Here is a 25,307-nt window from a genome sequence, read left to right as displayed (position 1 = left end):
GAGGAACAATACCCCAAGCTCAGGGGTGGTTTGAAACCGGAACTGCGGGCGCGCGGGCGGGTGCGCGAGAATCGGGGGATGAGCACTTCGCGCAGTGGGGAACGGGACCGTGACCAGGAGGGACGGGCACGCAATGCCCGGCCCCGGGACGGCCTCGGTCGGCCGCTCCCCTATGGCACGGCCGGTGTCGAGCGACAGCCCGAAGGTGTCGTGCGGACGGCCGCGCAGAGTGTCGCGGAGGCGCAGACGCTGCTGGATTCCGGGCGGCCGTTCCATGCGCATGAGGTGTTCGAGGACGCGTGGAAGTCGGGCCCGGAGGGCGAGCGCGGGTTGTGGCGGGCTCTCGCGCAGACCGCCGTGGGGCTGACGCACGCCGCGCGCGGCAACGCAACCGGGGGCGCCCGGCTGCTGCGCCGGGGCGCGGAGGGCATCGCGGCGTGGCAGGGCGTCGCGCCGGCCGGGCTGGACACGGCGGCGCTGGTGCGGTGGGCGCGGGATCTGGCCGATGAGGTGGAGCGGAGGAGCGAACCCGTGGACGCCGCCTCCGTCGCGCCGCGCCTCACCTGACGCGGAGCGCCGGGCGCGCACGCCGCCGCCCGTCTTCGCCCCCGGGGCACACGCACGCCCCCACCCGACGCGGCGAGTGCATGTCACCGGTCCGGCCCCCACCCACATGCGCCGCCCAGGCCCCGATGTGAACCTGCGAGAGTGACGACCACCGAAGAAGCAGCCCCGCCGCCGGCCGCCGAGGCGGCTCCGCCGGTACTCGACAGACGCCGCCGCAATATCGTCTTCGGCACGATCATGCTCGGCATGCTGCTGGCCGCCCTGGACCAGACGATCGTCGGCACGGCGCTTCCGACGATCGTCTCGGACCTGGGCGGCGCGGCGCACATGTCATGGGTCGTGACGGCCTATCTGCTCGCGGAGACCGTCGCCACGGTCCTCGTCGGCAAGTTCGGCGACATGTTCGGGCGCAAGATCGTCTTCCAGCTCTCGGCGATCATCTTCATCACCGGCTCGTTCCTGTGCGGCCTGGCCACGAACATGTCGCTGCTCATCGCCTGGCGGGCGCTGCAGGGCATCGGCGCCGGCGGTCTGATGGTGACGGCGATGGCCCTCATCGCGGATGTCATCCCGCTGCGCGAGCGTGGCAAGTACCAGGGGGCGATCGGCGCCGTCTTCGGTGTCTCGACCGTCATCGGGCCGCTGCTCGGCGGACTTTTCACGGACCACCTGACGTGGCGTTGGGCGTTCTACGTCAACGTACCGATCGCGATCGTCGTCGTCATCGCCGCCGCCCGGACGATCCCGGTGGTGAAGTCGGCGGCGAAGCCGATCATCGACTACCTCGGCATCGCGCTCGTCGCGGTCGGGGCGAGCGCCCTGATTCTGGCGACCAGTTGGGGCGGCAACGAGTACGCGTGGGGTTCGAGCGTCATCATCGGGCTCTTCGTCGGCGGTCTCATCGCGCTCGGGCTGTTCTGCTGGGTGGAGATGCGGGCCGAGGAACCGATGCTGCCGATGCATCTGTTCCGGAACCCGGTGTTCACGGTCTGCTCGATCCTCAGCTTCATCGTGGGCTTCGCGATGCTCGGCGCGATGACGTTCCTGCCGACGTATCTGCAGTACGTGGACGGGGACTCGGCCACCATCTCGGGTGTACGCACATTGCCCATGGTGATCGGTCTGTTGATCGCCTCAATCTTCTCCGGCAATGTTGTCAGCAAGACCGGGCAGTACCGGATCTTCCCGATCGTGGGCGCCCTGGTGATGGCGCTCGGGCTGTATTTGCTGTCCCTGATGGACAGTTCGACCAGTGCGTGGCTCGAGTCCGTGTACATGTTCGTCCTGGGGCTCGGCATCGGGCTGTGCATGCAGGTGTTGACCATCGCCGTGCAGAACACCGTCGAGTACGCGGAGTTGGGCACCGCGACCTCCGGTGTCACGTTCTTCCGTACGCTGGGCAGCTCGTTCGGCACCGCCGTGTTCGGCACGGTCTACGCCAACAGCCTGGAGCCGAACCTGAAGCAGGGCGTGGCGGAGGCGGCGCGGGCCGGGACCGGGATCGCTCCGGAAGCGCTCGCCAAGGCCGCGCAGAGCCCGCAGGGCCTGCACGGCCTCCCCGAAGCGGCGCGCGAGCCGATCGTCAACGGGTACGCGGATTCGCTGCACACGGTGTTCCTGTGCACGGTGCCGGTGGCGGTCATCGGGTTCCTGGTGGCGCTGTTCCTCAAGCAGGTGGAGTTGCGCGACACCGCGCGCGCGGGCTCCTCGGACATGGGCGAGGGATTCGCGCAGCCGTCGTCCGGCGATCCGTCGCACGTGCTCCAGCGGTCCGTGGCGAACCTGGTGAAGGAGACGAACCTCAACACCGCGCGGCAGATCCTGGAGAGATCCGAGACCCGGCTCGACGTCGCGGGCGCGTGGGCCGTGATGCAGGTCGACTTCTTCACGCGGATGGTCGGGCACGCGAGCCTCGGGATGATCGCGGCGCGCCGCAGGGTACCGCCGGAGGTGCTGGTGCCGGTGTTCCAGCGGATGGTCGACGAGGGCTTCCTGACGCGTACGGGCTCGTACTTCTCGCACACCGAAGCGGGGCGCCGGGAGTCGGAGGTCATCAACCGCGCCTGGGGCGACTGGCTGAGCGCGAAGGTCGAGGCGGATGTCGGCCGCCCGGCGGACGCGGAGCTGCGCGTCGCGGTCGACTTGATCGCGAAGCGGCTGCTCGCCGAGGACATGGCGCAGGGGCTGACGAGCCAGTCGGGTTCGGAGCGCGCGCTGGTCCCCATGTAGGGCTCTCTCCAGGCGTCAGTTCAGCAGGAGTTGGAGGCCGCCGAGGACCGTTGCCGCGATGACGAGTCGCTCGAAGAGCCGTTGGTTGATCCGGTTCACGCAGGCCTTGCCGATCACCGCGCCCGGCACGACGAAGATGACGAGTGCGGCGTCCAGGAGCAGCGAGCGGCGGTCGATGAGGCCGAGGCCCACGCTGAAGGGTACCTTCGCGGAGTTCACGATGAGGAAGAACCACGCGGAGGTGCCGAGGAAGCCGAGCTTCTTGAAGCCCGCCGACAGCAGGTACATGGACATCACGGGGCCGCCCGCGTTGGCGACCATGGTGGTGAAGCCGCCGAGCACCCCGTACGAGCCGGCCTTGACTCGGGCCGCGCGGCTCGGCGTCGACCCGGTGTCGGCGGCGGCCGCCTGCTTGCGGCGCCAGAGGGTCACCCCGGCCATGACGAGCAGGATCACGCCGATCGACATCCGTACGGCCCCGTCCCCCGCGAAGCCGAGGAAGACGGTCCCGAGGACGACTCCCGCGCCGACGGCGGGGAACAGGCGCCACAGGGTGGGCCAGTGGGCGTGCCGCCGGTAGGTGAGCACGGCGAGGAGGTCGCCGCAGATCAGGATGGGGAGGAGCACTCCGGTGGAGGCGCGCGCGGGCAGGATCGCGGCGAAGACCGCGAGGCTGACCGTATTGGCGCCGCTGACGGCCGTCTTGGAGAACCCCACCACCATGGCCGCGGCGGCCAGGGCGGAGAACTCCCAGGGGGATATCCCGAGTATGTCGTGCATGGCGAGGACAGATGCTAGACGCAACTACCTGTCGGGCGTCAGGGGCGCCGCATGGTGATACGGGTTACGTTTCACCGGGTCCGGCGGGCCGTGGGGCCGCGGTCACGGCGCCCCAATTCCCGTACACCTCAAGCCGCGTACATGTCCCGCAGCTCGCGCTTGAGGACCTTCATGCTCGGGCCGAGCGGCAGCTGGTCGGTGAACTCCACGCGGCGCGGGTACTTGTGCTTGCCCAGGTTCTCCTTGGACCACGCGGTGAGTTCGGCGGCGTCGAGCGAGGCGTCCGGCTTGAGGACGACGACCGCGCAGACCTCCTCGCCGTGCACCTCGTCGGGCAGGCCGATGACGGCGACGTGCTCGATGCCGGGGTGGCGCATCAGCACTTCCTCGACCTCGCGCGGGTAGACGTTGTAGCCGCCGCGGATGATGACGTCCTTCTTGCGGTCGACGATCCGCAGGTAGCCCTCGTCGTCCTTGGTGCCGAGGTCGCCGGTGCGGAACCAGCCGTCCACGAGGGCCTCCGCGGTCTGTTCGGGGCGGCCGAGGTAGCCGGAGAAGACGCAGTGGCCGCGGACGACGATCTCGCCGAGTTCGCCGGTGGGAAGGAGTTCGATGCGGTCGTCGAGTTCGGCGCGGGCGACCTCGACGTCGACGCCCCAGATGGAGTGGCCGATGGTGCCCGCCTTGGCGCCGTACCAGGGCTGGTTGACGGAGGCTACGGGCGAGGTCTCGCTCAGTCCGTAGCCCTCGTGGACGGGGGCGCCGAAGAGCTCCTGGAAGCGTTCGAGGACCGCGACGGGCAGTGAGGCGCCGCCGGAGACCGCGACGCGCAGACGCGGCAGTTCGGCCCCCTGCTGATGCGCCTGCGAAGCCGCCGAGAGCAGATGCACGTACATGGTGGGCACGCCCTGGAAGACGGTGACGTGCTCGCGGACCATCAGCTCGACGGCCTTCGCCGCGTCGAAGCGCGGCATGAGGACGAGGGTCTTGCCGGCGCGCCACACGGCGTTCATGGAGGCGGTCTGGCCGAAGGCGTGGAAGAGCGGCAGGGCGCCGAGGACGATGTCGTCGGGGCTGTACTCGTTGCAGTCGAAGGCGTCGACGGTCGCGTTCATGACGAGGTTGAGGTGGCTGAGCACGGCGCCCTTGGGGACGCCGGTGGTGCCGCTCGTGTAGAAGACGACGGCCGCGTCGTCGGCGTCGCGGGTGGCGTACGTGGCGATGGGCTCGGCGTCGTGGGTGAGCTTCTCCAGCTCGCCGTCGGCGCCGAGGGCGACGGTGCGGATGCCGACGGCGTCGGCGGCCGCCTCGCCGGTCTTGGCCTGCGCCGGGTGGCACAGCAGGAGCGTCGCGCCGCTGTCCTTGAGGACGTGCTCGACCTCGGGCGCCGACAGGAGCAGGTGTACGGGGACGACGGCGGCGCCGGCCGCGATGGCCGCGTAGTAGGCGCGCGGGAACTCGGCAGTGTTGGGCGCCATGAGGGCGATCTTGTCGCCGGGGCGGACGCCGAGCTCGGTGAGGGCGGCGGCCTGCTTGCGGACCTGGAGCCACAACTCGGCGAAGGTGCTGCGCAGTTCGCCCGCGACGAGGGCTGTCTTGTCGGGGTGCCGGCGGGCGTTGTCGGCGAGGATCGCGGCGAGCGAGAGGGTGGCCATCGGGTAGCGCTCCGTTCCGTACTGACTGCTGGTTCGGCGGTGGACCAGGTCGGGAGAGTGCCCCAGCGGTAAATTAGCGCCGCTAGTTTTGTACTCCTGGTGGGACTCTACGCCTCGACCCCGACCGAACGGTATGTGCCCTGGGTCACTTCCGGATCTCAGGGCTGGCCCTGATGTCTCTCCCGGTCGGGCCGCCTACGGTTGAGGTCCGGCACCGCTCCGCGGACGACGTTCGGGGGAGCACGGGGGCTACGGGGGTGGCGCGTCGTCCGACGGAGCGGGTAGCCGGAATTTCTTGCCTTCTTACGGAGGAGGCGCGGGTGAGCAGGCGCGGTTCAGCCGCGCAGAAAGCGCAGCACCGCCATCACGCGGCGGTGCTCGGAGGGGTCCGTCTCGAGGCTCAGCTTCGCGAAGACGTTGCGGACGTGGGTCTCGACCGTCTTGCCGCCGATGACCAGCTTGTTCGCGATGGCCTCGTTGGAGCGGCCCTCGGCCATCAGCGCGAGCACGTCGCGCTCGCGTCCTGTGAGTTCGTCGAGCGGCCCCGGTGGGCGCGGCGCGTCCATGAGGCGGGCCACGACCAGCGGGTCGACGACGGTCTCTCCCGCGGCCACCCGCTTCAGTGCCCCGCTCAGCTCCTCGGCGTCGGCGACGCGCTCCTTCAGGAGGTAGCCGAAGCCCTCGGGCCGCTGGGCGAGCGCCCGGACGCTCGCGGTCGTCTCCACGTACTGGGAGAGCAGCAGCACACCGGTCCCGGGGTGCGCCGCGCGCACGGCCGCCGCCGCGACCAGGCCCTCGTCGGTATGGGTGGGCGGCATACGGATATCGAGCAGCACGGCGTCCGGGGTGTGTTCGGCGACCAGGGCGAGCAGCGGCGCGGTGTCGCCGCACTCGGCGACCACCTCGATGCCCTCGTCGGTCAGCAGCCGTACGATCCCCAGCCGAAGGAGTGCCGAGTCCTCGGCGACGATCACCCGCACGGCAGCTCCGCCCTGATTCTGGTTCCGCCCCCGGCGGGGCTGTGGATGTGCAGTACGCCGTCGACGGCGGCGAGGCGGTCGGCGAGGCCGCGCAGGCCGGTGCCGCGCGCGAGGTCGACGCCGCCGACGCCGTCGTCCACGGTCTCCACCACGAGCCGCCCTTCGTGATGCCGGGCGGAGACACTGACGGCTCGGGCCTCCGCGTGCTTGGCCGCGTTAGTGAGGGCCTCGCACACGGTGAAATACGCGGTGGACTCGACGAGCGGGTCGTAGCGGCGGGACTCTGCCGCGACGACGACCGGCACGGTGGCCTCCTCGGCCAGCTCGCTCAGCGCGGCGGCGAGTCCCTCGCGGGTGAGGACGGCGGGGTGGATGCCGTGGGCGATGCCGCGCAGCTCCGCGATGGCGTGCCGCACGCCGGCCTCGGCCTCGTCGGCGGCCTCGCGCAGCGCCGCGTCCGGGTGGTCCGCGAGGCCCTTCTGCACGCGGCGTACGGACATCAGGGCGAAGACGAGGCGGGTCTGCGCGCCGTCGTGCAGATCGCGCTCCAGGCGGCCGCGCTCGGCGTCGGCGGCCGCCACGATGCGGGTGGCGACGTCCTTCGCGCGCGTACGCAGCCAGACGTTCTCCAGGGCGAGGCGCAGGGCGGCGGCCACGGACTCCAGGAGTTCGGGGTCCTCGTCGAGCGCCTGGTCGTGGTGGAGCAGGGCGAGCGGGCGGCCGTCCGCGGCGGCGACCGGGGTCCGCCCCGCGCCCTCGGCGGCGATCTCGCGGCCCGACCCGTCGACGTACCCGCCGCGCCGCTCGTCCCACAGGCCGAGCCGCAGGGTCGGGTCGCCGAGGACCCGGACGAGCGCCTCGCGCAGCCGCGCCGGGTCGGAGTCGGTGCCGATGTCGATGACGAGACCGCTGACCTCGGCGCGCTGCAGGCGCATGCGCAGCAGTCCCGCGAGGAAGGTGAAGGGGACGGCGACCTGGGCGAGGTCGGACAACAAGTAGACGGCCTCTTCGGGCACGGAACCGACGCCGCCGAACCACGGCACTACGTAGAACAACATGTCCCACATGAGGAACGCCGTGGCGACGCCGATGCCGATCCAGGCGGGCAGCAGGGCGCGCCTGCGGGCCGCGGAGGCGTTGCGCCAGCGCAGCACGATCGCGACGGCGGCGACGACCGAGAGGACCCAGCCCGCCGCGTGATAGGCGGCGTCGAACGGGCCGAAGAGGCCGTCCCAGGCGGGCACGTGCAGCAGGTTCGGGCCGCAGTCGCGGCAGTCCAGGTACGTCGCCCCGGCCTGGGCCGCGGGGTCGAACAGGAGCGTGCGCACGAATCCGCCGACGGCGACGAGCCCGTACGCGAACTGCACCAGGCGGCGCGAGAGGACCGTGGTGAGGCGGCCTTCGGGGAACGACAGGACGAGGTGCAGGAGGACCGCCATGTTCAGCGCCTCCCACCAGGCGCCGAAGGCGAAGAGCGCGGGCACCGCGGTGCCCTGGAGGTTGCCGAGGAACCAGGTGATGCCTTCGAGCACCATCAGGCGCCCGGTGTGGTTGGCGGGCCTGCGCCGCCAGGCGACGATGCCGGCGACCACATACGCCCAGCCCACCGAGAGGTCCCGTACGAGATCGCCCGCGGACGCGCCGCTGCGCACGTACGCCCACGCGCCCGCCCCACCCGATACTGCTGCGAGGGCCGCGGCCCCGGTCAGGCGCAGCCGAACCGCCCGCTCACCCTGACTGTCCACGGCCACACGGTAAGGCATCCGGGCCGGGGCGGGGGAATTCGATCGCTGCCCCCTGACGGTAACCGCGGGTTACCGCATATCCTTTGCCGCCTGCTCGTCGCGCTCATCACCTGCACCCACCGTGCCGCCCTGCCGGATCAGTTCGAGGACCCGGCTCCTGAGAGCCGTGAACCGTGCGTCGGCCCGGGTCGTCAACTGGTCGCGCTGTACGGACAGTTGGATCGCCACGTCGTCGAGCACGACCGTCGGCGACGCGCTCAGGACCAGCACGCGCTCCCCCAAGTACACGGCCTCGTCGATGTCGTGCGTGATGAACAGGACCGTCATTCCGCGCTCCCGCCACAGGCCGCGCACCAGGTCCTCCAGGTCGGCGCGGGTCTGGGCGTCGACGGCGGCGAAGGGCTCGTCCATCAGGAGCACCTCCGGTTCGTACGCCAACGCGCGTGCGATGGCGACGCGTTGCTGCATGCCGCCGGAGAGTTCCCACGGGTAGGCGCGGTGGACGCCCGCGAGGCCGACCACTTCGAGGGCTTCCGCGACGCGTTCGCGGCGGGCCGCCTTGGGGATCGATTTGCGCTGCCTGAGCGGGAGTTCGACGTTCTCGGCGACCCGCATCCACGGGAAGAGGCTGCGCCCGTACTCCTGGAAGACGACGGCGAGGCCGGGGCGCGGGCCCGTCACCGGGGCGCCGTCAAGGGCGACCGATCCTCCGGTCGGCCGCAGCAGACCGGCCACACACTTCAGGAGCGTCGTCTTGCCGCAGCCGGAGGGGCCGACGACGCACACCAACTCGCCCGCGTCGAGGCGGAACGTCAGGTCCCGCAGTGCCTCCACCTGCCGGCCCGAACCTTCGTAGAGCTTGCGCAGTCCCGTGACCTCAAGCACCGCCGCCTCCCGCCTTCCGCCGCGCCCCGCGCGATCCGTGGTACCAGCCGAGCGCCCGCCGTTCGACGAGCCGGAACAGCAGCGCGAGCAGCACCCCGAGCAGTCCGAGGACGAGGATGCCGGTCCACATCTCCGGCACGGCGAAGGAGCGCTGGAACTCCACGACGGCGAAGCCGAGGCCGCTGCTGGAGGCGTACATCTCGCTGATGACCATGAGGATGACGCCGATGGACAGGGCCTGGCGCAGGCCCGCGAAGATCTGCGGGCTCGCGGCGGGGAGCACCAGGCGCCGCAGCCGGGCCGCTCCCCCGATGCCGTACGAGCGGGCCGTCTCGGCCGCGACCTGGTCCACGGCGCGGACCCCGGCGGCCGTGTTGAGCAGCACGGGCCAGACGCAGCCGGAGGCGATCACAGCGATCTTCATCGTGTCGCCGATGCCCGCGAACAGCATGATGACCGGGACCAGGACCGGCGGCGGCACCGCACGCAGGAACTCCAGGGCGGGCTCGCACACGGCGCGGGCGCGGCGCGAGGACCCGATGACGACGCCGAGGGCCACCCCGGCGACGCCGGCGGCCGCGTATCCGGCGAGCAGGCGCGCCACGCTGGGCAGGACGTCGTCCTGGAGCCGGTCGGGCGTCCAGGTGTCGTCGAAGCGGCCGAGGATCGTGCGCAGGGGCGGTGCGTAGAAGCTGGTGCTGGCGTCGGAGGCGAACCACCAGATGGCGACCAGGACACAGGGCAGGGCGACGGCGAGCGCGGCGGCGCGCAGGGCGCGGAGTGTGCGGCTCACGCCGGGGCCTCCGACCGTACGGATTGATGCCAGGACAGGGAGCGGCGCTCCACGAACCGCGCTCCAGCATTGATCAATACGCCCAGACAGCCGGCCACGAGGATCAATGCGTACATGTCCGGGACGGCCTGTGAACTCTGCGCAATATTGATCCGGTGCCCCAAGCCCGGTGCACCGATGACGAGTTCGACGGTGATGGCGAGGATCAACGCGACGGCGGCGGCGAGCCGTACCCCTGTCATCACATACGGCAGGGCGGTGGGCCACACGACGTGCCGCACGCGCGCCCACGTGCCGAGGCCGAAGGCGCGCGCCGTGTCGTCGGCGACCGGGTCCACGTCCCGCACCCCGTACAGGACCTGCACGAGGACCTGCCAGAACGCGGCGTAGACGACGAGCAGCAGGACCGAGCGCAGCTCCGTGCCGTAGAGCAGGATCGCGAGCGGGATGAGCGCCACGGACGGGATGGGGCGCAGGAACTCGATGGTGGACGCGGTGAGTTCGCGCAGGTACGGGACCGTGGCGATGACGAGGCCCGTGAGGACGCCGCCCGCGGTGGCGAGGGCGAGGCCGAGCGCCCAGCCGGTGAGGGTGTCGCCGAGCGCGGCCCAGAAGGCGGCGTCGGCGAGCTCGCCGCGCAGGGCGTTCAGTGTGGTCGTGAAGGGCGGCAGGAAGTCGGGGTTGACCAGGCCGATGCGCGGCACCGCCTCCCACAGTGCCGCGCACACCAGCAGCCCGAGCAGTCCCGGCACTCCGGGGATCACGGCAGCAGCGCGTCGAGGTCGGGGGTCTTCTCGAACAGGCCGTCCTGCTCGCCGAGCTTGGCGAGGGTGTCGAGCGAGGGGCGGTTCCACTGGGCGGGCCAGGCCGGGAGGGTCACCTTGTCCAGGGTCGCCTGCGGGATCTTCGTGTACGTGCGGACGATGTCCCGGGCTTCCTCGGGGTGGGCGTTGGCGTAGGTGAGGGACTTCCGGGTGGCGGCGCTGAACTTCTTGACGATGTCCGGGTGTTGATCAATGTATTGAGTCGACGAGAAGTACATCGCGATGGTCAACTTGCGCGCCGTGTCCACGAAGTTGGAGGCGATCACTCGGCCGCCCTGCGCCTTGACGGTGGCGGTGGCCGGCTCCACGACTTGCGCCGCGTCCACCTGCCCCTTGTCGAGCGCGGCGGGCATCTGGTCGAAGGCGAGCTCGACGAACTTCACCTTGGAGGGGTCGCCGCCGTCCTTGCGGACCGATTCCCGGACCGTAGTGTCGTTGATGTTCTTGAGCGTATTGACGGCGACCTTCTTGCCCTCAAGGTCCTTGGCGGACTTGATCGGGCTGTCCTTGTTCACGACCACGGCGCCGAAGTCGCCGCCGTCCTTGCCCGTCGACCCGACGCCGTTGACGGCGACCTTGACGGGGACGCCCTTGGACTGGGCGACCATCAGCGAGGTGGAATTCGAGAAGCCGAACTGGAACTGGCCACTGACCACGCCCGGCACGATCGCCGCGCCGCCCTGCGCCATGGTCATGGACAGGCTGAGGCCCTGCTCCTTGTAGAAACCCTTCTTCTGCCCGAGATACAGGGGGGCGACGTCGACGATCGGAATGATGCCGATCTTGAGGTTCGTGGTGCCGACGTCACCGGTGGATTCGGACTTCTCGCTGTCGGAGCCGGAGCCGCAGGCAGCGGTGGCCGCGAGCAGCATCGTGGTGGCGACAGCGGTAAGTGTGCGACGTGTGCAACGCATGGGTATCCCCCTGGGGCCCTGGTGCTCAGCGGGAACGTAGGACCCGCACCCTATGGGGTCAACTCCCCTTGTGGGCAAGGGTGTTGACACGATTCACAGCGCACGCTTCGCGTGCGGGCCGCGCCATCCGCGGCGCCGGTCGACGCCGCCCCGCGCGTTGCGATGGTGACTGATGAGGAAGTCAGAGCCTCAATGGCCAGTGTTTTCCGGTAGAAGAGGGCATCCGTGTTGTGTTCTTCTCAACACATGGTTAGGGTCGTGCCCCGTGGAATCCAGCAACGAGGCAAGCCCTGCCGACACCGCCGCCCGCGTCCGTGAGGTCATCACGGCGGCCCGTGTCAGCCAGCGCGAGTTCGCGCGCCGCATCGTCATGGATCCGTCGAAGCTCTCCCGCTCCCTGAGCGGCACCCGCCGGTTCACGGTGGCCGAGCTGGCCCGGATCGCCGACGAGGCGCGCGTCGACCCGGGCTGGCTGCTCGGCGCGCGGCCCCTGGAGACCGAGGCCGAGGCGCCCGCGCCCGTGGCGGGCGGTCGGCCGCTGCAGATCGTCCAGGAGACGGTCCGGCTCGTCGCCGAGCACGGGTTCCACGCGGTGCGGGTCTCCGACATCGCCCGCGCCTGCGCCACCAGCACCGCCGCGATCCACTACCACTTCCCCGGCCGCGCGGACCTCCTGGAGGCCGCGGTGCGCTGGTGCATGGACGAGGACACCGCGCGCCGCGCCACCCACCTCGCGGAGGCGGACGACGCGGCGGCGGAGCTGCGCCAGCTCATCGAGTTGCAGACGCCGCGCACGGAGCAGCAGCGCCGCCAGTGGAAGGTGTGGCTCGACCTGTGGGCCGAGGCGGCGCGTTCCACGACGGTGGGACGGCTGCACACCGAGTACTACCGGCAGTGGCGGGAGACCGTGGCGGATGTCCTGCGTCGCGGCGTGGAACAGGGCGTGTTCCGGTCGTCCGTCGATCCTTCCGCCGCGGCGTACGCGCTGACCGCGCTCATCGACGGGCTTGCCACGCAAGTCCTTTCGGTGAGCCGGGAGTCGTTCGGCTCGGCCGCGGACGCGATGCATTCGGCGCTGGTTTCCTACGTCGATTGCGTGATCACGAACCCGTAGCCGACGACTCGGGGCTCCGCCCCGGACCCCGCTGGCTCCCGTCCAACAGCGGGCCTTATTTTCACTCACCTTGGGAGGTCCCCTTATGCCCACCGAAAACGTCATCATCACTGCCGCTCTCACCGGCGCCGGCGACACCGTGCGGCGGAGCCCGCACGTGCCCGTCACCCCGGAGCAGATCGCCAAGAACGCCGTCGAGGCCGCCGACGCGGGCGCCGCCGTCGTGCACATTCACGTACGGGACCCCGAGACCGGTGACCCCTCGCGCGACACGAAGCTGTACCGCGAGGTCGTCGAGCGGATCAAGGAGACCGGCACCGACGTCGTCATCAACCTGACCGCCGGCATGGGCGGCGACCTGGTCATCGACCCGGACAACCCGACGAAGCACCTGCCCGGCACCGACCTCGTCAGCGGCCTCGACCGGCTGCCGCACGTCGAGGAGCTGCTGCCCGACATCTGCACCGTCGACTGCGGTTCGCTGAACTTCGGCGACGGCTCGAACCTGTACGTGTCGACGCCCGACATGCTGCGCCAGGGCGCCAAGCGCATCCAGGAGCTCGGTGTGCGGCCCGAGCTGGAGATCTTCGACACCGGCCAGCTGTGGTTCGCCAAGCAGCTGCTCGCCGAGGGCCTGCTCGACGACCCGACCGTGTTCCAGCTGTGCATGGGCATCCCGTGGGGCGCCCCGGCCGACCCGGGCGTGCTGCAGTCGATGGTCAACATGCTCCCCGAGGGCGCCCAGTTCGCCAGCTTCGCGCTCGGCCGCATGCAGATGCCGTGGGTGGCGCAGTCGATCCTGCTCGGCGGGCACGCCCGCGTCGGCCTGGAGGACAACCTCTACCTCGGCAAGGGCAACAAGGCGACCAACGCCCAGCTCGTCGAGCGCGCCGTGACCATCACGGAGTCCCTCGGCTCGCGCGTCGCGACGCCGGACGAGGCCCGCGCGCTGCTCGGCCTCAAGCCGCGTTCCTGACCTCCCCCGCACACGCACACGCACACGTACACGCACACCGCACCACCGGAAGGCAACACCACCCTCATGACCTCTCCCCTCACCGCTCCCGAAGACGTCCGCCGGGTGGCCTGCGTCGGAGCCGGCGTCATCGGCGGCGGCTGGGTCGCCCACTTCCTGGCCCGCGGCTACGACGTGAAGGCCTGGGACCCGGCCCCCGACGCCGAGCAGAAGCTGCGCCGCCTGGTCGACGCCGCCTGGCCCGCCCTCACCGAGATGGGCCTCGCCGACGGCGCCTCGCGCGAGCGCCTCACGGTCACCCCGACCCTCGAAGAGGCCGTCGCCGACGCCGAGTTCGTGCAGGAGAGCGCCCCCGAGAACCTCGACCTCAAGCGTGACCTGCTGTCCCGCCTGGACGCCGCGGCGCCGGCCGGCGTCGTCATCGCCTCATCCACGTCCGGCTACCCGATGACGGACATGCAGACCACGGCCGCGGACCCGTCCCGTCTGGTCGTCGGGCACCCGTTCAACCCGCCGTACCTGATCCCGCTCGTCGAGGTCGTCGGTGGCGAGCAGACCGACGCGGACGCCTCCGCGTGGGCCTCCCGCTTCTACGAGGTCGCGGGCAAGTCCGTCATCACCATGGACCGCGAGGTGCCCGGCTTCATCGCCAACCGCCTCCAGGAGGCCCTGTGGCGCGAGGCGCTGCACATGGTCGCCAACGGCGAGGCCACGGTGAAGGAGATCGACGACTCGATCACCGAGGGCCCCGGCCTGCGCTGGGCGTTCATGGGCCCGATGCTGACGTTCGCGCTCGCGGGCGGCGAGGGCGGCATGGCGCACATGCTCGACCACTTCGGCCCGTCCCTGAAGTCGCCGTGGACGCGCCTTGAGGCCCCGGAGCTCGACAAGCAGCTGTACGACTCCGTGGTCGCGGGCTGCGATGTCGCCGCGGACGGCCGTTCCATCGCCGACCTCGTCGCCGAGCGCGACCAGGGCGTCATCGACGTGCTGCGCGCGACGGGCCGACTGAACGCGAACGGGAACGGAAAGGCGGACCCGCGATGACGCAGCTCCCCCTTCTGCACCGCACGGTCCGCCCCGAGTGGATCGACTACAACGGTCACATGAGCGAGGCGTTCTACGTTCTCGCCTTCGGTCACGCCACCGACGCCATGATGATCGAGACGGGCCTGGACTCCACCTACCGGGAGTCCACCCACTGCTCGCTCTACACGGTCGAATCGCACATCCGCTATCTGCGTGACGTCCCCGACGGGGCCCATCTCGCCATCCGTACGCGGGTGTTGGGAGCGGCGTCGAAGAAGGCGCGCTTCACGCACGAGATGTTCGTGGTCGACGAGGAGGCGGACGAGCCCGCCCCGGACGCGGCTCCGGTGGCGACCACCGAGCTGCTCGCGATCCACGTCGACCAGGAGGCGGGGAAGGCGGCCGAGTTCCCGGCCGCGGTCCGCGACCGCTTCACCGAGCTGACGGAGCCCGCCCCGGAGTGGGCGGGCCGGTCGATCGCCGTCGTCTGACGGCAGTCACCACCTCACGTGCAGGGGCTCCGGACCGTGTGTCCGGGGCCCCTGCACGTACGCGCCGCTATTGTCACGCCGTTACTGACGCGACGTCATCAGGCGTTCTTTCGGGGGCTCTTCCTCTCGTAGGCCGAAGCGTTCGTGCGCCCTGCGCAGCGCTCGCGGCGCCCACCACGCGCGCTTGCCCATGAGCGCCATCGACGCCGGTACGAGCAACATCCGTACGATCGTCGCGTCGATCACGACCGCCAGGGTGAGGCCGAGGCCGATCTCCAGGATGGGGGCGAAGCCGCCCGTCATGAAGGCGCCGAAGACGACGGCGAGGAGAAGCGCCGCGCAGCTCACGACGCGGCCCGAGCGCCTCAGGCCCGTCACCACCGCTTCCTGCGCGTCCCCCGTGGCGAGCCACGACTCGCGCATCCGGGCCAGGATGAACAGTTCGTAGTCCATGGCGAGCCCGAAGGCGATGGCGACGATGAGTGGCGGCGCGGTCAGGCTCAGCGCGCCGAGGCCCTCTCCGCCGAGCCAGGACGCGGCGTGCCCGTCCTGGAAGACGAGGACCACCACGCCGAGCGCGGCGCCCAGGCTGAGCAGTGTGGTGAGGACCGTGCGCAGCGGGATCAGGAGCGAGCCGGTGAACGCGAAGAGCAGGGCCAAGATCCCGGCGAGGACGGTGAGCGCGGCCCAGGGTGCGCGGTCGGCGAGCATCTGGCGGAAGTCGACGAGCCGGGCGGCGACGCCCGCCACGGTCACCGGATCGTCTCCGCGCAACTCCCTTACCTGTTCTACGAGTTGGGTCGCCGTGGCGCCATCCACTGAGCCGGCCGGGGTGACGCTCAGGACGCGGGTGCCGTCGTCGAGGGCCCGGGTCTCGGACGACGCGACGCCGTCCAGTGCCTTGACGCGGGTCTCGAAGGCCGGGTCCGTGCCGGGGCGTGCCACGACGACGACCGGGTCGACGCCGACGCCCGCCGGGTAGTGCGCGCGCACGGTGTCGTACAGCTGGCGCGCCTCGGTGGAGGCGGGGAGTTGGCGGGCGTCGCCGATGTCGATACGCAGGTTGGCGACCGGCAGCGCGAGCGTGAGCAGGGCGAGGACACTCACCGTCGTCACCGCGATGGGGCGGCGGGCCGAGAACCGGGCGAGGCGGGCGAAGACGCGTCCCTCCGCGCCGGGTGCGCGGGGCTTGGACGGGGCGATGCGTGCGCCGAACCGGGTGAGGAGCGCGGGCAGCAGGGTCAGCGCGGCGAGCATGTCGACGACCACGACGGCGGCCACGGCCAGGCCCATGCTGCGCAGGAACGGGCTGGGGAAGACGAGCAGTCCACTGAGGCTGACGGCGACGGTGAGGCCGGAGAAGAGGATGGTGCGGCCCGCGCGTGCGACGGTGCGGTGCACGGCCTCGGTGACGTCGCCGCCGACCCGCCGCTCCTCCCGGAACCGCATCACCATCAACAGCGCGTAGTCCACGGCCAGGCCGAGGCCGAGCATGGTCGTCACCTGGATCACGTACACGGAGATCTCGGTGACCTGGCTGAAGGCGAACAGGGCGAGGAACGCGCCCGCCACGCCGCTCACCGCCACGAGCAGCGGCAGTCCGGCCGCGCGCAGCCCGCCGAAGATCAGCAGAAGCAGCCCGAGCACGATGGGAAGGGATATCAACTCGGCGCGCTGTACGTCCTCTTGGGCCCGCTCGCCGAGCTGGTCGCCGAGCAGGGGGCCGCCGCTGACGTGGACGTCGGCTCCCTCGATCTCCTTGACCCGGTCGGCGACGGCGTCGACGGTCCTGTCCTCCGCGTCGTCGTCGAGGCCGCCCTTCAGGTCGACGGGCACGATGAGCGCGCGGCCGTCGCCGGAGGCCAGGCCCTCGGTGGCGTACGGGTCGGGGACGTCGGCGACACCGGGGATGCGGCGCAGGTCCGTGACGGCCCGCTCGACGTGCTCGCGCAGTGCGGGGTCGGCGACGCGGGGTGCCTCGACGACGGCGCTGAGGGATTCGCCGCGCGGGTCGATGTCGTCGAGGAGTTCGGCGGTGCGGTCGGACTCGGTGCCCGGCACGTCGGGAACCGAGTCGGAGAGCCGGCCGAAGACACCGGTGCCGAGCCCGAAACCGAGCACGATCAGGGCGAGCCAGGTGAGGATCACGGTACGGGGGCGGCGGGTCGCCGCCCGGGCGAGTGCGCTGAGCACGGCGCCTCCTCGGAGGGTTCCGATGGGTCACCGTCAGCGTGGTCGCGCACGGGGTGCGGCGGATCGCCGGGACGGGCGGTTCCCGACTCACGCGTACGGGGGAGGCGGGGCGCGGGGCATGGGTCGCGCGGGTGAGTGACAGGTGCCGGGCGGGCCGGGCAGGATCTGCTTCATGAAGCCCATCGGCTAACCCGGCGCCACGAGCCCCGACTCGTACGCGCAGATGACCGCCTGTACCCGGTCGCGCAGGTGCAGTTTGCTCAGCACGTTGCTGACGTGCGTCTTGACCGTGTGTTCGCTGACGTGGAGGGTCGCGGCGATCTCCGCGTTGGTGAGGCCGCGGGCGAGGTGGCGCAGGGTTTCCGTCTCGCGGGCGGTGAGCGTCGAAAGGGTGGGCGGTTCGGGGGACTTGGGGCGTCGGCGTGTGATGTCGGCGACGAGGCGGCGGGTCACGGACGGGGCGAGGAGGGAGTCGCCCGCGGCGACGACGCGGACCGCGTGCACGAGGTCGTCGCGGCGTACGTCCTTGAGAAGGAACCCGGACGCGCCCGCGTACAGCGCCTCGTAGACGTACTCGTCGAGGTCGAACGTGGTGAGCATGACGACGCGGCAACTCGACTGTTCGCAGACGCGTCTGGCCGCTTCGATGCCGTCCATGTGCGGCATGCGGATGTCGAGGAGGAGGACGTCCGGGGCGTGGCGGCGCACTTCGGTGACGGCCTCGGCTCCGTCGGACGCCTCGGCGACCACCTCGATGTCGGGCTGCGCTTCGAGGATCATGGTGAAGCCGCTGCGTACCAGCTCCTGGTCGTCGGCGACGACCACGCGGATGCTCATGGCGCCTTTTCGGCGGCGGGCCTATGGGTCGCGGGCAGCCTTGCGGTGACACGGAATCCGCCGTGCGGAGCGGGCCCGCTGCGCGCGCTGCCGCCGCAGGCCGCGGCGCGCTCCTCGATGCCGACGAGTCCACGCCCGCCACTGGCCGCGGATGATCCGGAGCCGGTTCCGTCGTCCGTCACGGTGATCACCAACTCCGCGGCCCCCCAGTCGAGTTGTACGTCCGCCCGGGCAGCGTACGCGTGCTTGACGGTGTTGGTCAGGGCTTCCTGGACGATCCGGTACGCGGCTGTCTCCGTTTCGGCGCCGATGGGGCGGGGGTGGCCCGAGGCGCGCAGGGTGACGGTCACGTCGGTGGTCGCGGACACCTGGCGGATCAGGTCCGGGAGGCGGGCGAGTCCGGGAACGGGAGCCGCGAGGCCGCCCCTACCGTTACCGGTGTCGGTCAACACGCCCAGAATCAGGCGCAGTTGCTGCAAGGCCTCGCGCCCGGCGCCCGCGATCGCGTCGAACGCCGCCTCGGCGCGCACGGGGTCGCTGCGCACCACGACGGGGCCCGCCTCCGCCTGGACCACCATCAGGCTGACGGCGTGGCCGACCACGTCGTGCATGTCCCGGGCGATGCGGGCGCGTTCGCTGGTCACCGCGCGGGACCGGTCGATCTCGCGCTCGCGCTCCAGGGCGCGGGCGCGTTCCTCCAGCGCGGTGGTGTACGCGCGCTGGGTGCGGGCAAGCACCCCGAACCCGTAGGCGCTCAGGACGCTGAGCAGGTGGAAGGCGTACTCGAAGGGTTCGGCGTGCTCCTTCATGGACATCGTCGCCGACGCGCCGATCAGCCAGCCGACGAGCATGACGCGGCGCGGCACGGGCTCCGCGTACGCGGCGAGCGTGTAGAGCAGGACGAGTCCGCCGTACACGACGTCGGGCGGCGGCGCGTGGTAGAGCGCCATGGCCGGGGTGGCACAGGTGATCGCGGCCGCGCACAGGAGCGGCGCGCGGCGCCGCCAGATCAGGGGCACCGCCGTGCCCGCGCCCAGCAGGAAGCCCTGCCAGGACAGCGGGTCGCCGCCCTCGTCGGGAAACAGGAACTGCAGGGACACGGCGAACAGGACGAGGGCGGCCAGCGCCCCGTCCACGAGGTACGGGCTGGTGCGGCGCGGCAGACGCATGGTGCGGCTCCTCGTGGCCTGGTCCCTGCGCAGAGTGCTCTGCGGGGCCAGTATCGAGGGGCGGCCCGGCCAACGCCTCGCCGGAGAGAGGGATTTCGGGCCGCCCGCACCGACCGTCCAGGACCCTAGAAGGGGCGGTCCCCCGCGATCGCGACGCGCTCCGCGACCCGGCGGGCGTCGCCGTAATCGGCCACCGCGTAGTGCTGCGTGGCGCGGTTGTCCCAGAACGCGATGTCACCCGGCTGCCAGTGGAACCGCACCTGGAACTCCGGCACGTGCGCCTGCTGGTACAGCAGGCGCAGCAGCCGGTCGCTCTCGGCGCGCTCCATGCCGAGGATCCGGGTGGTGAAGGAGGTGTTCACGAAGAGCATGCGCCGACCGGTCTCGGGGTGGCGGCGCACGACCGGGTGGGTGACCGGCGGGAACAACTCCTGCCACTGCGCGAGGCGTTCGGGACCGTAGAAGCGGCGGAAGCCGGGCAGGAAGTCGTGCTCGGCCTCGGCGCCCTCGATGCGCGCCTTCACCTCGTCGGAGAGGTTGTCGTACGCGGCCGCCATGTCGGCCCACATGGTGTCGCCACCGAACGGCGGTACCTCGCGCAGCTGCAACACGGCGCCCAGCGCGGGGCGTTCGCGGAAGGTGACGTCGGTGTGCCAGACGTTCTCGTAGCTGGGGACGCCGCCGGCGCCCTTGTCGAAGCGGACGACGTCCTCGCTGTCGCCGCGCTCCAGGAGCGGGTTGGTCTCCAACTCGCCCCAGTTTCGGGCGAATTCACGCTGCCGCTCGCTGGTCAGATGCTGGCCCCGGAAGAACAGGACCTTCCATTCGAGCAGGGCCCGGTTCAGTTCCTCGCGCAGCTCCGGGGAGAGCGGCTTACTGAGGTCGAGGCCGCTGATCTCGGCGCCGATGGTGGCGCCCTGCGGGACGAGGTCGAACAGCTCGTAGGGGCGGTCCTGCCAGCCTTCGGGGGTGCGGCGCAGGACGCGGCTCCCCTCGTAGAGGCCGTCGGCGGGGATGTGGGCGGGGCGCAGCGAGAGAGAAGGGGGCATTTCGGTCACGGACAAGGGGGGCCTCCACAGGCACGCAGTGACGAGGGAACGCGCTGAACGCGAGAGTGATCCGTACGTGCGGTACGCGGTACGTAGTACGTAGTACGTGGTACGTGGTACGTGCGCGGCCAACGCCCTACGGGGCGATGGCTTCTACAAGACGTACGGGATGGTTCGGCGAGGGGTCGAGATGCCCGCTACAAGCCGCTGCGCGCGCAGCCACATCGGTCCGGCACGGGGGCCGTTCCGAGAGCGTGGGCGCGATGCATGAACATGCGGCCCATCCTGCGCCCCAGTTGATCATTCCGTCAAGTGCCGCGAGGCCGGCCCCACAGAAGGCGGGACCGGCCTCGGGAGGTGAACCGGGCGTCAGGCGGTGGGCGCCGGGAACGTCGGGTACTCGACGCCGGAGACGTGCTGGACGACGCGGATCACCTGGCACGAGTAGCCGAACTCGTTGTCGTACCAGAGGTAGAGGATCGCGTTGTCGCCGTCGACCTTGGTCGCGCCCGCGTCGACGATCGACGCGTGCCGGGACCCCAGGAAGTCGCTGGAGACCGCGTCGGGCGAGTCCGTGAAGTCGATCTGGCGGCGCAGCGGCGAGTTCAGCGAGACGTCGCGCAGGTGGTCCAGGACCTCGTCGCGGGTGGTCTCGCGGCCGAGCCGCAGGCTGAGGATCGCGATCGAGACGTCCGGGACGGGGACGCGGATCGAGGAGCCGGTGATCGGCGCCTTGAGGTCCGGCAGCGCCTTCGCGACGGCGGAGGCGGCGCCGGTCTCCGTGATGACCATGTTGAGCGGCGCGGAGCGGCCGCGACGGTCGGCCTTGTGGTAGTTGTCCAGCAGGTTCTGGTCGTTCGTGAACGAGTGGACGGTCTCCACGTGACCGCGCTCCACCCCGTACTCGTCGGCCATCGCCTTGAGCGGCGGCACGATCGCGTTCGTGGTGCAGGAGGCGCAGGACAGGATCCGCTCGTCCGGCTTGATCATGTCGTGGTTGACGCCGTGCACGATGTTCGGCACGTCACCCTTGCCGGGCGCGGTCAGGACGACCTTGTCGATACCGGGGCGCAGGTGCTCGGACAGGCCCTCGCGGTCGCGCCACTTGCCGGTGTTGTCGATGAGGATGGCGTCCTTGATGCCGTACGCCGTGTAGTCGATCTCGGACGGGTCGTTGGCGTAGATCACCTTGATCGCGTTGCCGTTGGCGTTGATCGTGCTGTTCGCCTCGTCAACGGTGATCGTGCCCTGGAACTGGCCGTGGATCGAGTCACGGCGCAGCAGCGAGGCCCGCTTCACGATGTCCTCGGCGGCCCGCTCACCGCCGCCGCGCACGACGATGGCGCGCAGCCGCAGTCCGTTGCCGGACCCCGCCTTCTCGATGAGCAGGCGGGCGACGAGGCGGCCGATGCGGCCGAAGCCGTAGAGGACGACGTCGCGGCCCTCACCGCGCTCCAGCTTCAGGGCGCCGGTGGCACCGGCGACGGCCTCGGCGGTGAACTCCTCGACGCTCAGGCCCCGGTCGTCGGTCTTGTACGTCATGGCGAGGATGCCGAGGTCGATCTGGGAAGGCCCGAGGTCGAGTGCGGCGAGGGCCTTCAGGAAGGGCATCGTCTCGGTGACCGAGAGCTCCTCGCCGGCGATCTGGCGGGCGAATCGGTGGGCCTTCAGCAGGCTGACCACCGACTTGTTCACCAAGGAGCGGCTGTGCAGCAGGACGTTCACGTCCCGCTCGCGGTGCAGCTTCCCGATGATCGGGATCATTGCCTCCGCGGTCTCCTCGCGGTGCTTCCAGTTGGTGAACGAGTCGTCATTGACAGTCACGTGCGTCTCTTTCGAGCTAGGCGGCGCTCATATGCTAACCGGCCCGCCCAGAGCACCGATCCCCAGGTCCGCGAAGCGCTCGCCGATGCGGCGGTGGGCGGCGGCATCGGGGTGCAGAGAGTCCGGCAGCGGGAGCTCCGCGTGGTCCGCCTCGCCGTACAGCTCGCGGCCGTCGAGGTAGTGCAGGTGCGGGTCGTCGGCCGCGCGCTGGGCGACGATGCGGGCCAGTTCCTCGCGGATGGATACGAGGGTGAGCTTGCCCTGCGCGCGCTCGGCCGGATCGCCCATCGCCATGAAGCGCAGCTGTCCACTGGCGAGCGTGCTGAAGTCGGGGGCGCCGGGTCCTGGCGTCTCCTCGTGGATGGGGCACAGGATCGGCGAGACGACGAGGAGCGGGGTGGTCGGGTGCCCCTCGCGGATGGTGTCGAGGAAGCCGTGCACGGCGGGGGTGAAGGCCCGCATGCGCATCAGGTCGGCATTGACGACGTTGATCCCCATCTTGACGCTGATCATGTCGGCCGGGGTGTCCCGCAGGGTGCGCGCGGTGAACGGGTCGAGCAGGGCGCCACCGCCGAACCCCAGGTTGATCAGGTCGACGCCGCCGAGGGACGCGGCGAGCGCGGGCCAGGTGGTGGTCGGGCTCGCGGCGTCGGAGCCGTGGCTGATGGAGCTGCCGTGGTGCAGCCACACCTTGCGGCCCGCTTCCCCGAGGGGCGCGGCGGGCTCCACGGGGGCGTCCGTGCGCAGGGCGACGAGCTCGGTGGTCTCGTTGTGCGGGAGCCAGATCTCGACGGTCTTGGGCTCGTCGGGCAGACCGGCGAAACGGAGCGTGCCCGGCTTTCCCGACTCGTGCTCGAAGGTGCCCGCGCTCATGTCGATGGTGAGGGTGTCGCCGCCGGACACGCTCCCCTGTGCGGCGAGCCGGCCGTCGACGAGCAGGTCGTAGAGCCCGTCGGGGCGCGGAGGCACGCCTACGTAGACGCGCTTGGTCGGCACCGTGTCGAGCTCGACGACGGTGGCGCGGGTCCGGAAGGCGAGGCGGACGCCGGAGGGCTGCGACTCGGCCATGGTCAGCTGGCCGTCCGTGTTCTGGGCGCGGGCCCAGGCGGGGAGGCGGTGCGGGAGGAGACCGCGGGCGGTGCGCTCGATGTCGATCGCACCATGGACGAGGTTGTCCGTCAGCGGTGTGGTGGTCAATGTGTGGACGGGGTTCGGGGTGTTCGTGCTGTTCACTGTGGCGTCAATCTGTTGATCAAGAGGGTGGACGACCGTGCGCGGGCTCACGTCTGCGCGGGCCAGTTGCGAAGCAGTGCGTCGAGCGCCTCCAGGCTCCGCGCCCAGCTCTCGTCCGAGTCGGGTGCGCTGTGGCTGAATCCGCCGGCCATTTCGAGGCTGACGTAGCCGTGGAAGACGCTGCCAAGGAGCCGGACGGCGTGGGTCTGGTCGGGTTCGGTGAGGTCGTAGCCGCGCAGCACGGCCCGCGTCATCTGCGCGTGCCGCACGCCGGCGCTCGCCGCCGCCGTCTCCGGGTCGAGCCGGTACTGGGCGGCGGCGTAGCGGCCCGGGTGTTCGCGGACGTAGTCGCGGTAGACGTTGGCGAGGGCGGTGAGCGCGTCCTTGCCGGACCGCCCCGCGAGGGCGTCGGAGGCCCGGTCGGCCAGCTCTCGCAGGCCGATCAGGGCGATCCGCGTCTTCAGGTCGTGCGAGTTCTTGACGTGCGAGTACAGGCTCGCGACCTTGACGTCGAACCGCCGGGCGAGGGCCGAGACGGTCACCTGCTCGAAGCCGACCTCGTCCGCGAGTTCGGCACCGGCGCGGGCCAGCCGCTCCGCGCTCAATCCGGCACGCGCCATGACCGTACGCCCTCTCGTGAGCCCCTCCGACTTCTACCGAAAGCCATTGTGCTCCTGCCTATAACCTTTAGGCAATTCGCCATTCCCTACAGGGAACCGAAGGTCACCATCCGCAGCGAGATCGAGTCGGCGATCGCCTGCTGGCCGGCGATGTTCGCGTGGACGCCGTCCCCGTTGTCGTACGAGGGCTCAATGCTGTTGGGGTGCAGCGGGTCCTTCAGGACCTCGTCGAAGTCCATGACGCCGTCGCAGGTCCCGTCGCACGAACTCGCCTTCTTCGTAAAGAGGTTGACCGTGTGGCGGTCCAGGTTGCTCCGGTCGGTGTAGCCGGGGCGGGGTGTGATCGGCGTGACGTACACCTTGATCCCCGCGTCGCGCAGTTCCTTGAAGACCTTCTTGTAGCTGGCCAGGATCTGCCCGCCGTCGCAGCCGAAGGCAAGGTCGTTGGTGCCGTAGTAGTAGAGGACCGAGGTGACGCCGTGCAGGGCGAGGACGTCTCGCTTGAGGCGGGTGGCGGCGTCGAGGTCCTGGACGTTCGGCGGGGTGCCGGGGCAGTCGGCCGCGCTCGTCGTGCCGCTGATCCCCGCGTTGGCGATCGCGACCTGTTCGGTGGGCGGGAGTTCGCGGTGCACGCGGCGCGCGAGGTCGTCGGTCCAGCGGCGGTTGGTGCCGGTCTCGGTGCAGCCGGGGCCGCAGTTGGTGCTGCCGACGCCGTCGACGACCGAGCTTCCGTAGGCGACCGAGGTGCCCTTGAGGCGCGGGTTGTGCACGTCGACCGCGCTGACCAGGTACGTGGCGTCGACGGTCTTGGTGTACGCGGCGCCGCTGGTGTCCGCCGTGTGGTCGCCGGTCCCCTCGGGCGTGAGGTAGTTGGTGCGCAGCGCGGTGCGGTGCTGACCGGCGGTGGCCGGGCCCTTGAGCGCGACGGAGACGGCCACGTCGTCCTGGGCGGCCGTCTTGAGGTCACTGGCGTCGCTCCACACCTCGCCGCCCGCTGGAACGGTGACACGGGTCTTCCCGCCGAAGCGAACGGGGTGGGTGTCGCCCTTGATGGACGCCCCGTCGCCGCTCAGACCGACGGAGGCGCCGCCGATCTCCAGGGGCGCCGTGCCGAAGGTGTTCTGGATACGGACGCGGACGCCGTCCCCGCCCTGGCTGAGATGGGTGACGGTGCGGACGGACTGGTCGCGCAGGGGATCCGTCGCCGCGTCCTGCTGGGACTGCGCCCAGGAGGTGAACCAAGCGCTGCCGCCGCCCTGCCCGGCTCTCGCCTCTGCCGGATCCGGGGCTCCCGCGAGGCCGCCGCCCGCAAGGGCGAGGACGGCGGCTGCGGCGGTCGTGATCGTACGAATTCGAGGCATGTGCACAACCTTTGCTTCCGATGAACGGGAGTGTGGATG

General features: G+C 70.9%; 22 protein-coding genes. 6 read left to right on the top strand and 16 right to left on the bottom strand.

Going from position 1 to position 25,307, the window contains the following annotated elements:
* The first annotated feature begins 78 nt into the window (after positions 1-78).
* Together ACFYWS_RS12420 and ACFYWS_RS12415 are read left to right on the top strand one after the other, a co-directional pair.
* Positions 79-567 (top strand): DUF309 domain-containing protein, encoded by a 489-nt coding sequence (locus tag ACFYWS_RS12420; RefSeq protein WP_389273586.1) that lies wholly within the window; start codon positions 79-81, stop codon positions 565-567.
* A 141-nt stretch (positions 568-708) separates the two neighbouring features.
* A complete protein-coding gene (locus ACFYWS_RS12415) occupies positions 709-2,796 on the top strand; it encodes an MDR family MFS transporter (RefSeq protein ID WP_389273583.1) in 2,088 nt (695 codons plus the stop codon).
* A 15-nt stretch (positions 2,797-2,811) separates the two neighbouring features.
* Here the strand turns inward: ACFYWS_RS12415 and ACFYWS_RS12410 are convergent, their stop codons facing one another.
* The 8 genes from ACFYWS_RS12410 to ACFYWS_RS12375 all read right to left on the bottom strand — a co-directional run bounded on the left by ACFYWS_RS12410 (position 2,812) and on the right by ACFYWS_RS12375 (position 11,372).
* Positions 2,812-3,576 carry a sulfite exporter TauE/SafE family protein gene (locus ACFYWS_RS12410; protein ID WP_389273580.1) on the bottom strand — a complete coding sequence of 255 codons (765 nt, stop codon included), beginning with the start codon at positions 3,574-3,576 and terminating at the stop codon, positions 2,812-2,814.
* Positions 3,577-3,704: 128 nt separating this feature from the next.
* Complete coding sequence (locus ACFYWS_RS12405; RefSeq protein ID WP_389273577.1) at positions 3,705-5,231, bottom strand: long-chain fatty acid--CoA ligase; 1,527 nt, start codon at positions 5,229-5,231, stop codon at positions 3,705-3,707.
* Positions 5,232-5,566: 335 nt separating this feature from the next.
* Complete coding sequence (locus tag ACFYWS_RS12400; RefSeq protein WP_389274111.1) at positions 5,567-6,205, bottom strand: LuxR C-terminal-related transcriptional regulator; 639 nt, start codon at positions 6,203-6,205, stop codon at positions 5,567-5,569.
* Positions 6,202-7,956 carry a histidine kinase gene (locus ACFYWS_RS12395; RefSeq protein WP_389273574.1) on the bottom strand — a complete coding sequence of 585 codons (1,755 nt, stop codon included), beginning with the start codon at positions 7,954-7,956 and terminating at the stop codon, positions 6,202-6,204. Before ACFYWS_RS12395 ends, ACFYWS_RS12400 begins: the two co-directional genes overlap by 4 nt.
* A 69-nt stretch (positions 7,957-8,025) precedes the next feature.
* Positions 8,026-8,841, bottom strand: coding sequence for an ABC transporter ATP-binding protein (locus tag ACFYWS_RS12390; RefSeq protein WP_389273571.1), 816 nt, complete (start codon positions 8,839-8,841; stop codon positions 8,026-8,028).
* Positions 8,834-9,634, bottom strand: coding sequence for an ABC transporter permease (locus ACFYWS_RS12385; protein WP_389273568.1), 801 nt, complete (start codon positions 9,632-9,634; stop codon positions 8,834-8,836). The genes ACFYWS_RS12390 and ACFYWS_RS12385 overlap by 8 nt, the downstream gene beginning before the upstream one ends.
* Positions 9,631-10,398 carry an ABC transporter permease gene (locus ACFYWS_RS12380; protein WP_389273565.1) on the bottom strand — a complete coding sequence of 256 codons (768 nt, stop codon included), beginning with the start codon at positions 10,396-10,398 and terminating at the stop codon, positions 9,631-9,633. The genes ACFYWS_RS12385 and ACFYWS_RS12380 overlap by 4 nt, the downstream gene beginning before the upstream one ends.
* Complete coding sequence (locus ACFYWS_RS12375; protein ID WP_389273562.1) at positions 10,395-11,372, bottom strand: ABC transporter substrate-binding protein; 978 nt, start codon at positions 11,370-11,372, stop codon at positions 10,395-10,397. The genes ACFYWS_RS12380 and ACFYWS_RS12375 overlap by 4 nt, the downstream gene beginning before the upstream one ends.
* A 265-nt stretch (positions 11,373-11,637) precedes the next feature.
* Between ACFYWS_RS12375 and ACFYWS_RS12370 the strand changes: the two genes are divergently transcribed.
* From ACFYWS_RS12370 to ACFYWS_RS12355, 4 genes are all read left to right on the top strand, one after another.
* Complete coding sequence (locus tag ACFYWS_RS12370) at positions 11,638-12,486, top strand: TetR family transcriptional regulator C-terminal domain-containing protein (RefSeq protein WP_389273559.1); 849 nt, start codon at positions 11,638-11,640, stop codon at positions 12,484-12,486.
* 85 nt (positions 12,487-12,571) lie between these two features.
* The gene (locus ACFYWS_RS12365; protein WP_326015152.1) at positions 12,572-13,462 is read left to right on the top strand and encodes a 3-keto-5-aminohexanoate cleavage protein; all 891 of its coding nucleotides are present in this window, start codon (positions 12,572-12,574) and stop codon (positions 13,460-13,462) included.
* A 66-nt stretch (positions 13,463-13,528) separates the two neighbouring features.
* Entirely contained in the window at positions 13,529-14,509 is a 981-nt protein-coding gene (locus ACFYWS_RS12360) for a 3-hydroxyacyl-CoA dehydrogenase NAD-binding domain-containing protein (RefSeq protein WP_389273555.1), read from the top strand.
* The gene (locus ACFYWS_RS12355) at positions 14,506-14,982 is read left to right on the top strand and encodes a thioesterase family protein (protein WP_389273552.1); all 477 of its coding nucleotides are present in this window, start codon (positions 14,506-14,508) and stop codon (positions 14,980-14,982) included. Before ACFYWS_RS12360 ends, ACFYWS_RS12355 begins: the two co-directional genes overlap by 4 nt.
* Positions 14,983-15,063: 81 nt before the next feature.
* On the opposite strand, the gene ACFYWS_RS12350 is transcribed toward ACFYWS_RS12355, so the two are convergent.
* The 8 genes from ACFYWS_RS12350 to ACFYWS_RS12315 all read right to left on the bottom strand — a co-directional run bounded on the left by ACFYWS_RS12350 (position 15,064) and on the right by ACFYWS_RS12315 (position 25,268).
* Positions 15,064-17,175: an MMPL family transporter gene (locus tag ACFYWS_RS12350; RefSeq protein ID WP_389273549.1), complete on the bottom strand. Its 2,112-nt coding sequence runs from the start codon at positions 17,173-17,175 to the stop codon at positions 15,064-15,066.
* 186 nt (positions 17,176-17,361) lie between these two features.
* Positions 17,362-18,012 carry a response regulator gene (locus ACFYWS_RS12345; protein WP_389273546.1) on the bottom strand — a complete coding sequence of 217 codons (651 nt, stop codon included), beginning with the start codon at positions 18,010-18,012 and terminating at the stop codon, positions 17,362-17,364.
* Complete coding sequence (locus ACFYWS_RS12340; RefSeq protein WP_389273543.1) at positions 18,009-19,181, bottom strand: sensor histidine kinase; 1,173 nt, start codon at positions 19,179-19,181, stop codon at positions 18,009-18,011. Before ACFYWS_RS12340 ends, ACFYWS_RS12345 begins: the two co-directional genes overlap by 4 nt.
* A gap of 125 nt (positions 19,182-19,306) precedes the next feature.
* Positions 19,307-20,230, bottom strand: a complete 924-nt coding sequence (locus ACFYWS_RS12335) for a TauD/TfdA dioxygenase family protein (RefSeq protein ID WP_389274108.1) — start codon at positions 20,228-20,230, stop codon at positions 19,307-19,309.
* Positions 20,231-20,599: 369 nt separating this feature from the next.
* A complete protein-coding gene (locus ACFYWS_RS12330) occupies positions 20,600-22,054 on the bottom strand; it encodes a glyceraldehyde-3-phosphate dehydrogenase (RefSeq protein WP_389273540.1) in 1,455 nt (484 codons plus the stop codon).
* 27 nt (positions 22,055-22,081) lie between these two features.
* On the bottom strand, positions 22,082-23,287 hold the full coding sequence (locus ACFYWS_RS12325; RefSeq protein ID WP_389273537.1) for a GDSL-type esterase/lipase family protein: 1,206 nt from the start codon (positions 23,285-23,287) through the stop codon (positions 22,082-22,084).
* Positions 23,288-23,334: 47 nt separating this feature from the next.
* Positions 23,335-23,907 (bottom strand): TetR/AcrR family transcriptional regulator, encoded by a 573-nt coding sequence (locus ACFYWS_RS12320; RefSeq protein WP_389273534.1) that lies wholly within the window; start codon positions 23,905-23,907, stop codon positions 23,335-23,337.
* Positions 23,908-23,993: 86 nt separating this feature from the next.
* Positions 23,994-25,268 carry an SGNH/GDSL hydrolase family protein gene (locus ACFYWS_RS12315; RefSeq protein WP_389273531.1) on the bottom strand — a complete coding sequence of 425 codons (1,275 nt, stop codon included), beginning with the start codon at positions 25,266-25,268 and terminating at the stop codon, positions 23,994-23,996.
* Positions 25,269-25,307 lie beyond the last annotated feature (39 nt).

The organism is Streptomyces sp. NPDC002795 (genome assembly GCF_042888725.1).
Taxonomy (GTDB): Bacteria; Actinomycetota; Actinomycetes; order Streptomycetales; family Streptomycetaceae; genus Streptomyces.
The sequence above is the reverse complement of the archived record's forward strand: the minus strand, read 5'-3'. Positions and strand labels throughout refer to the sequence as shown.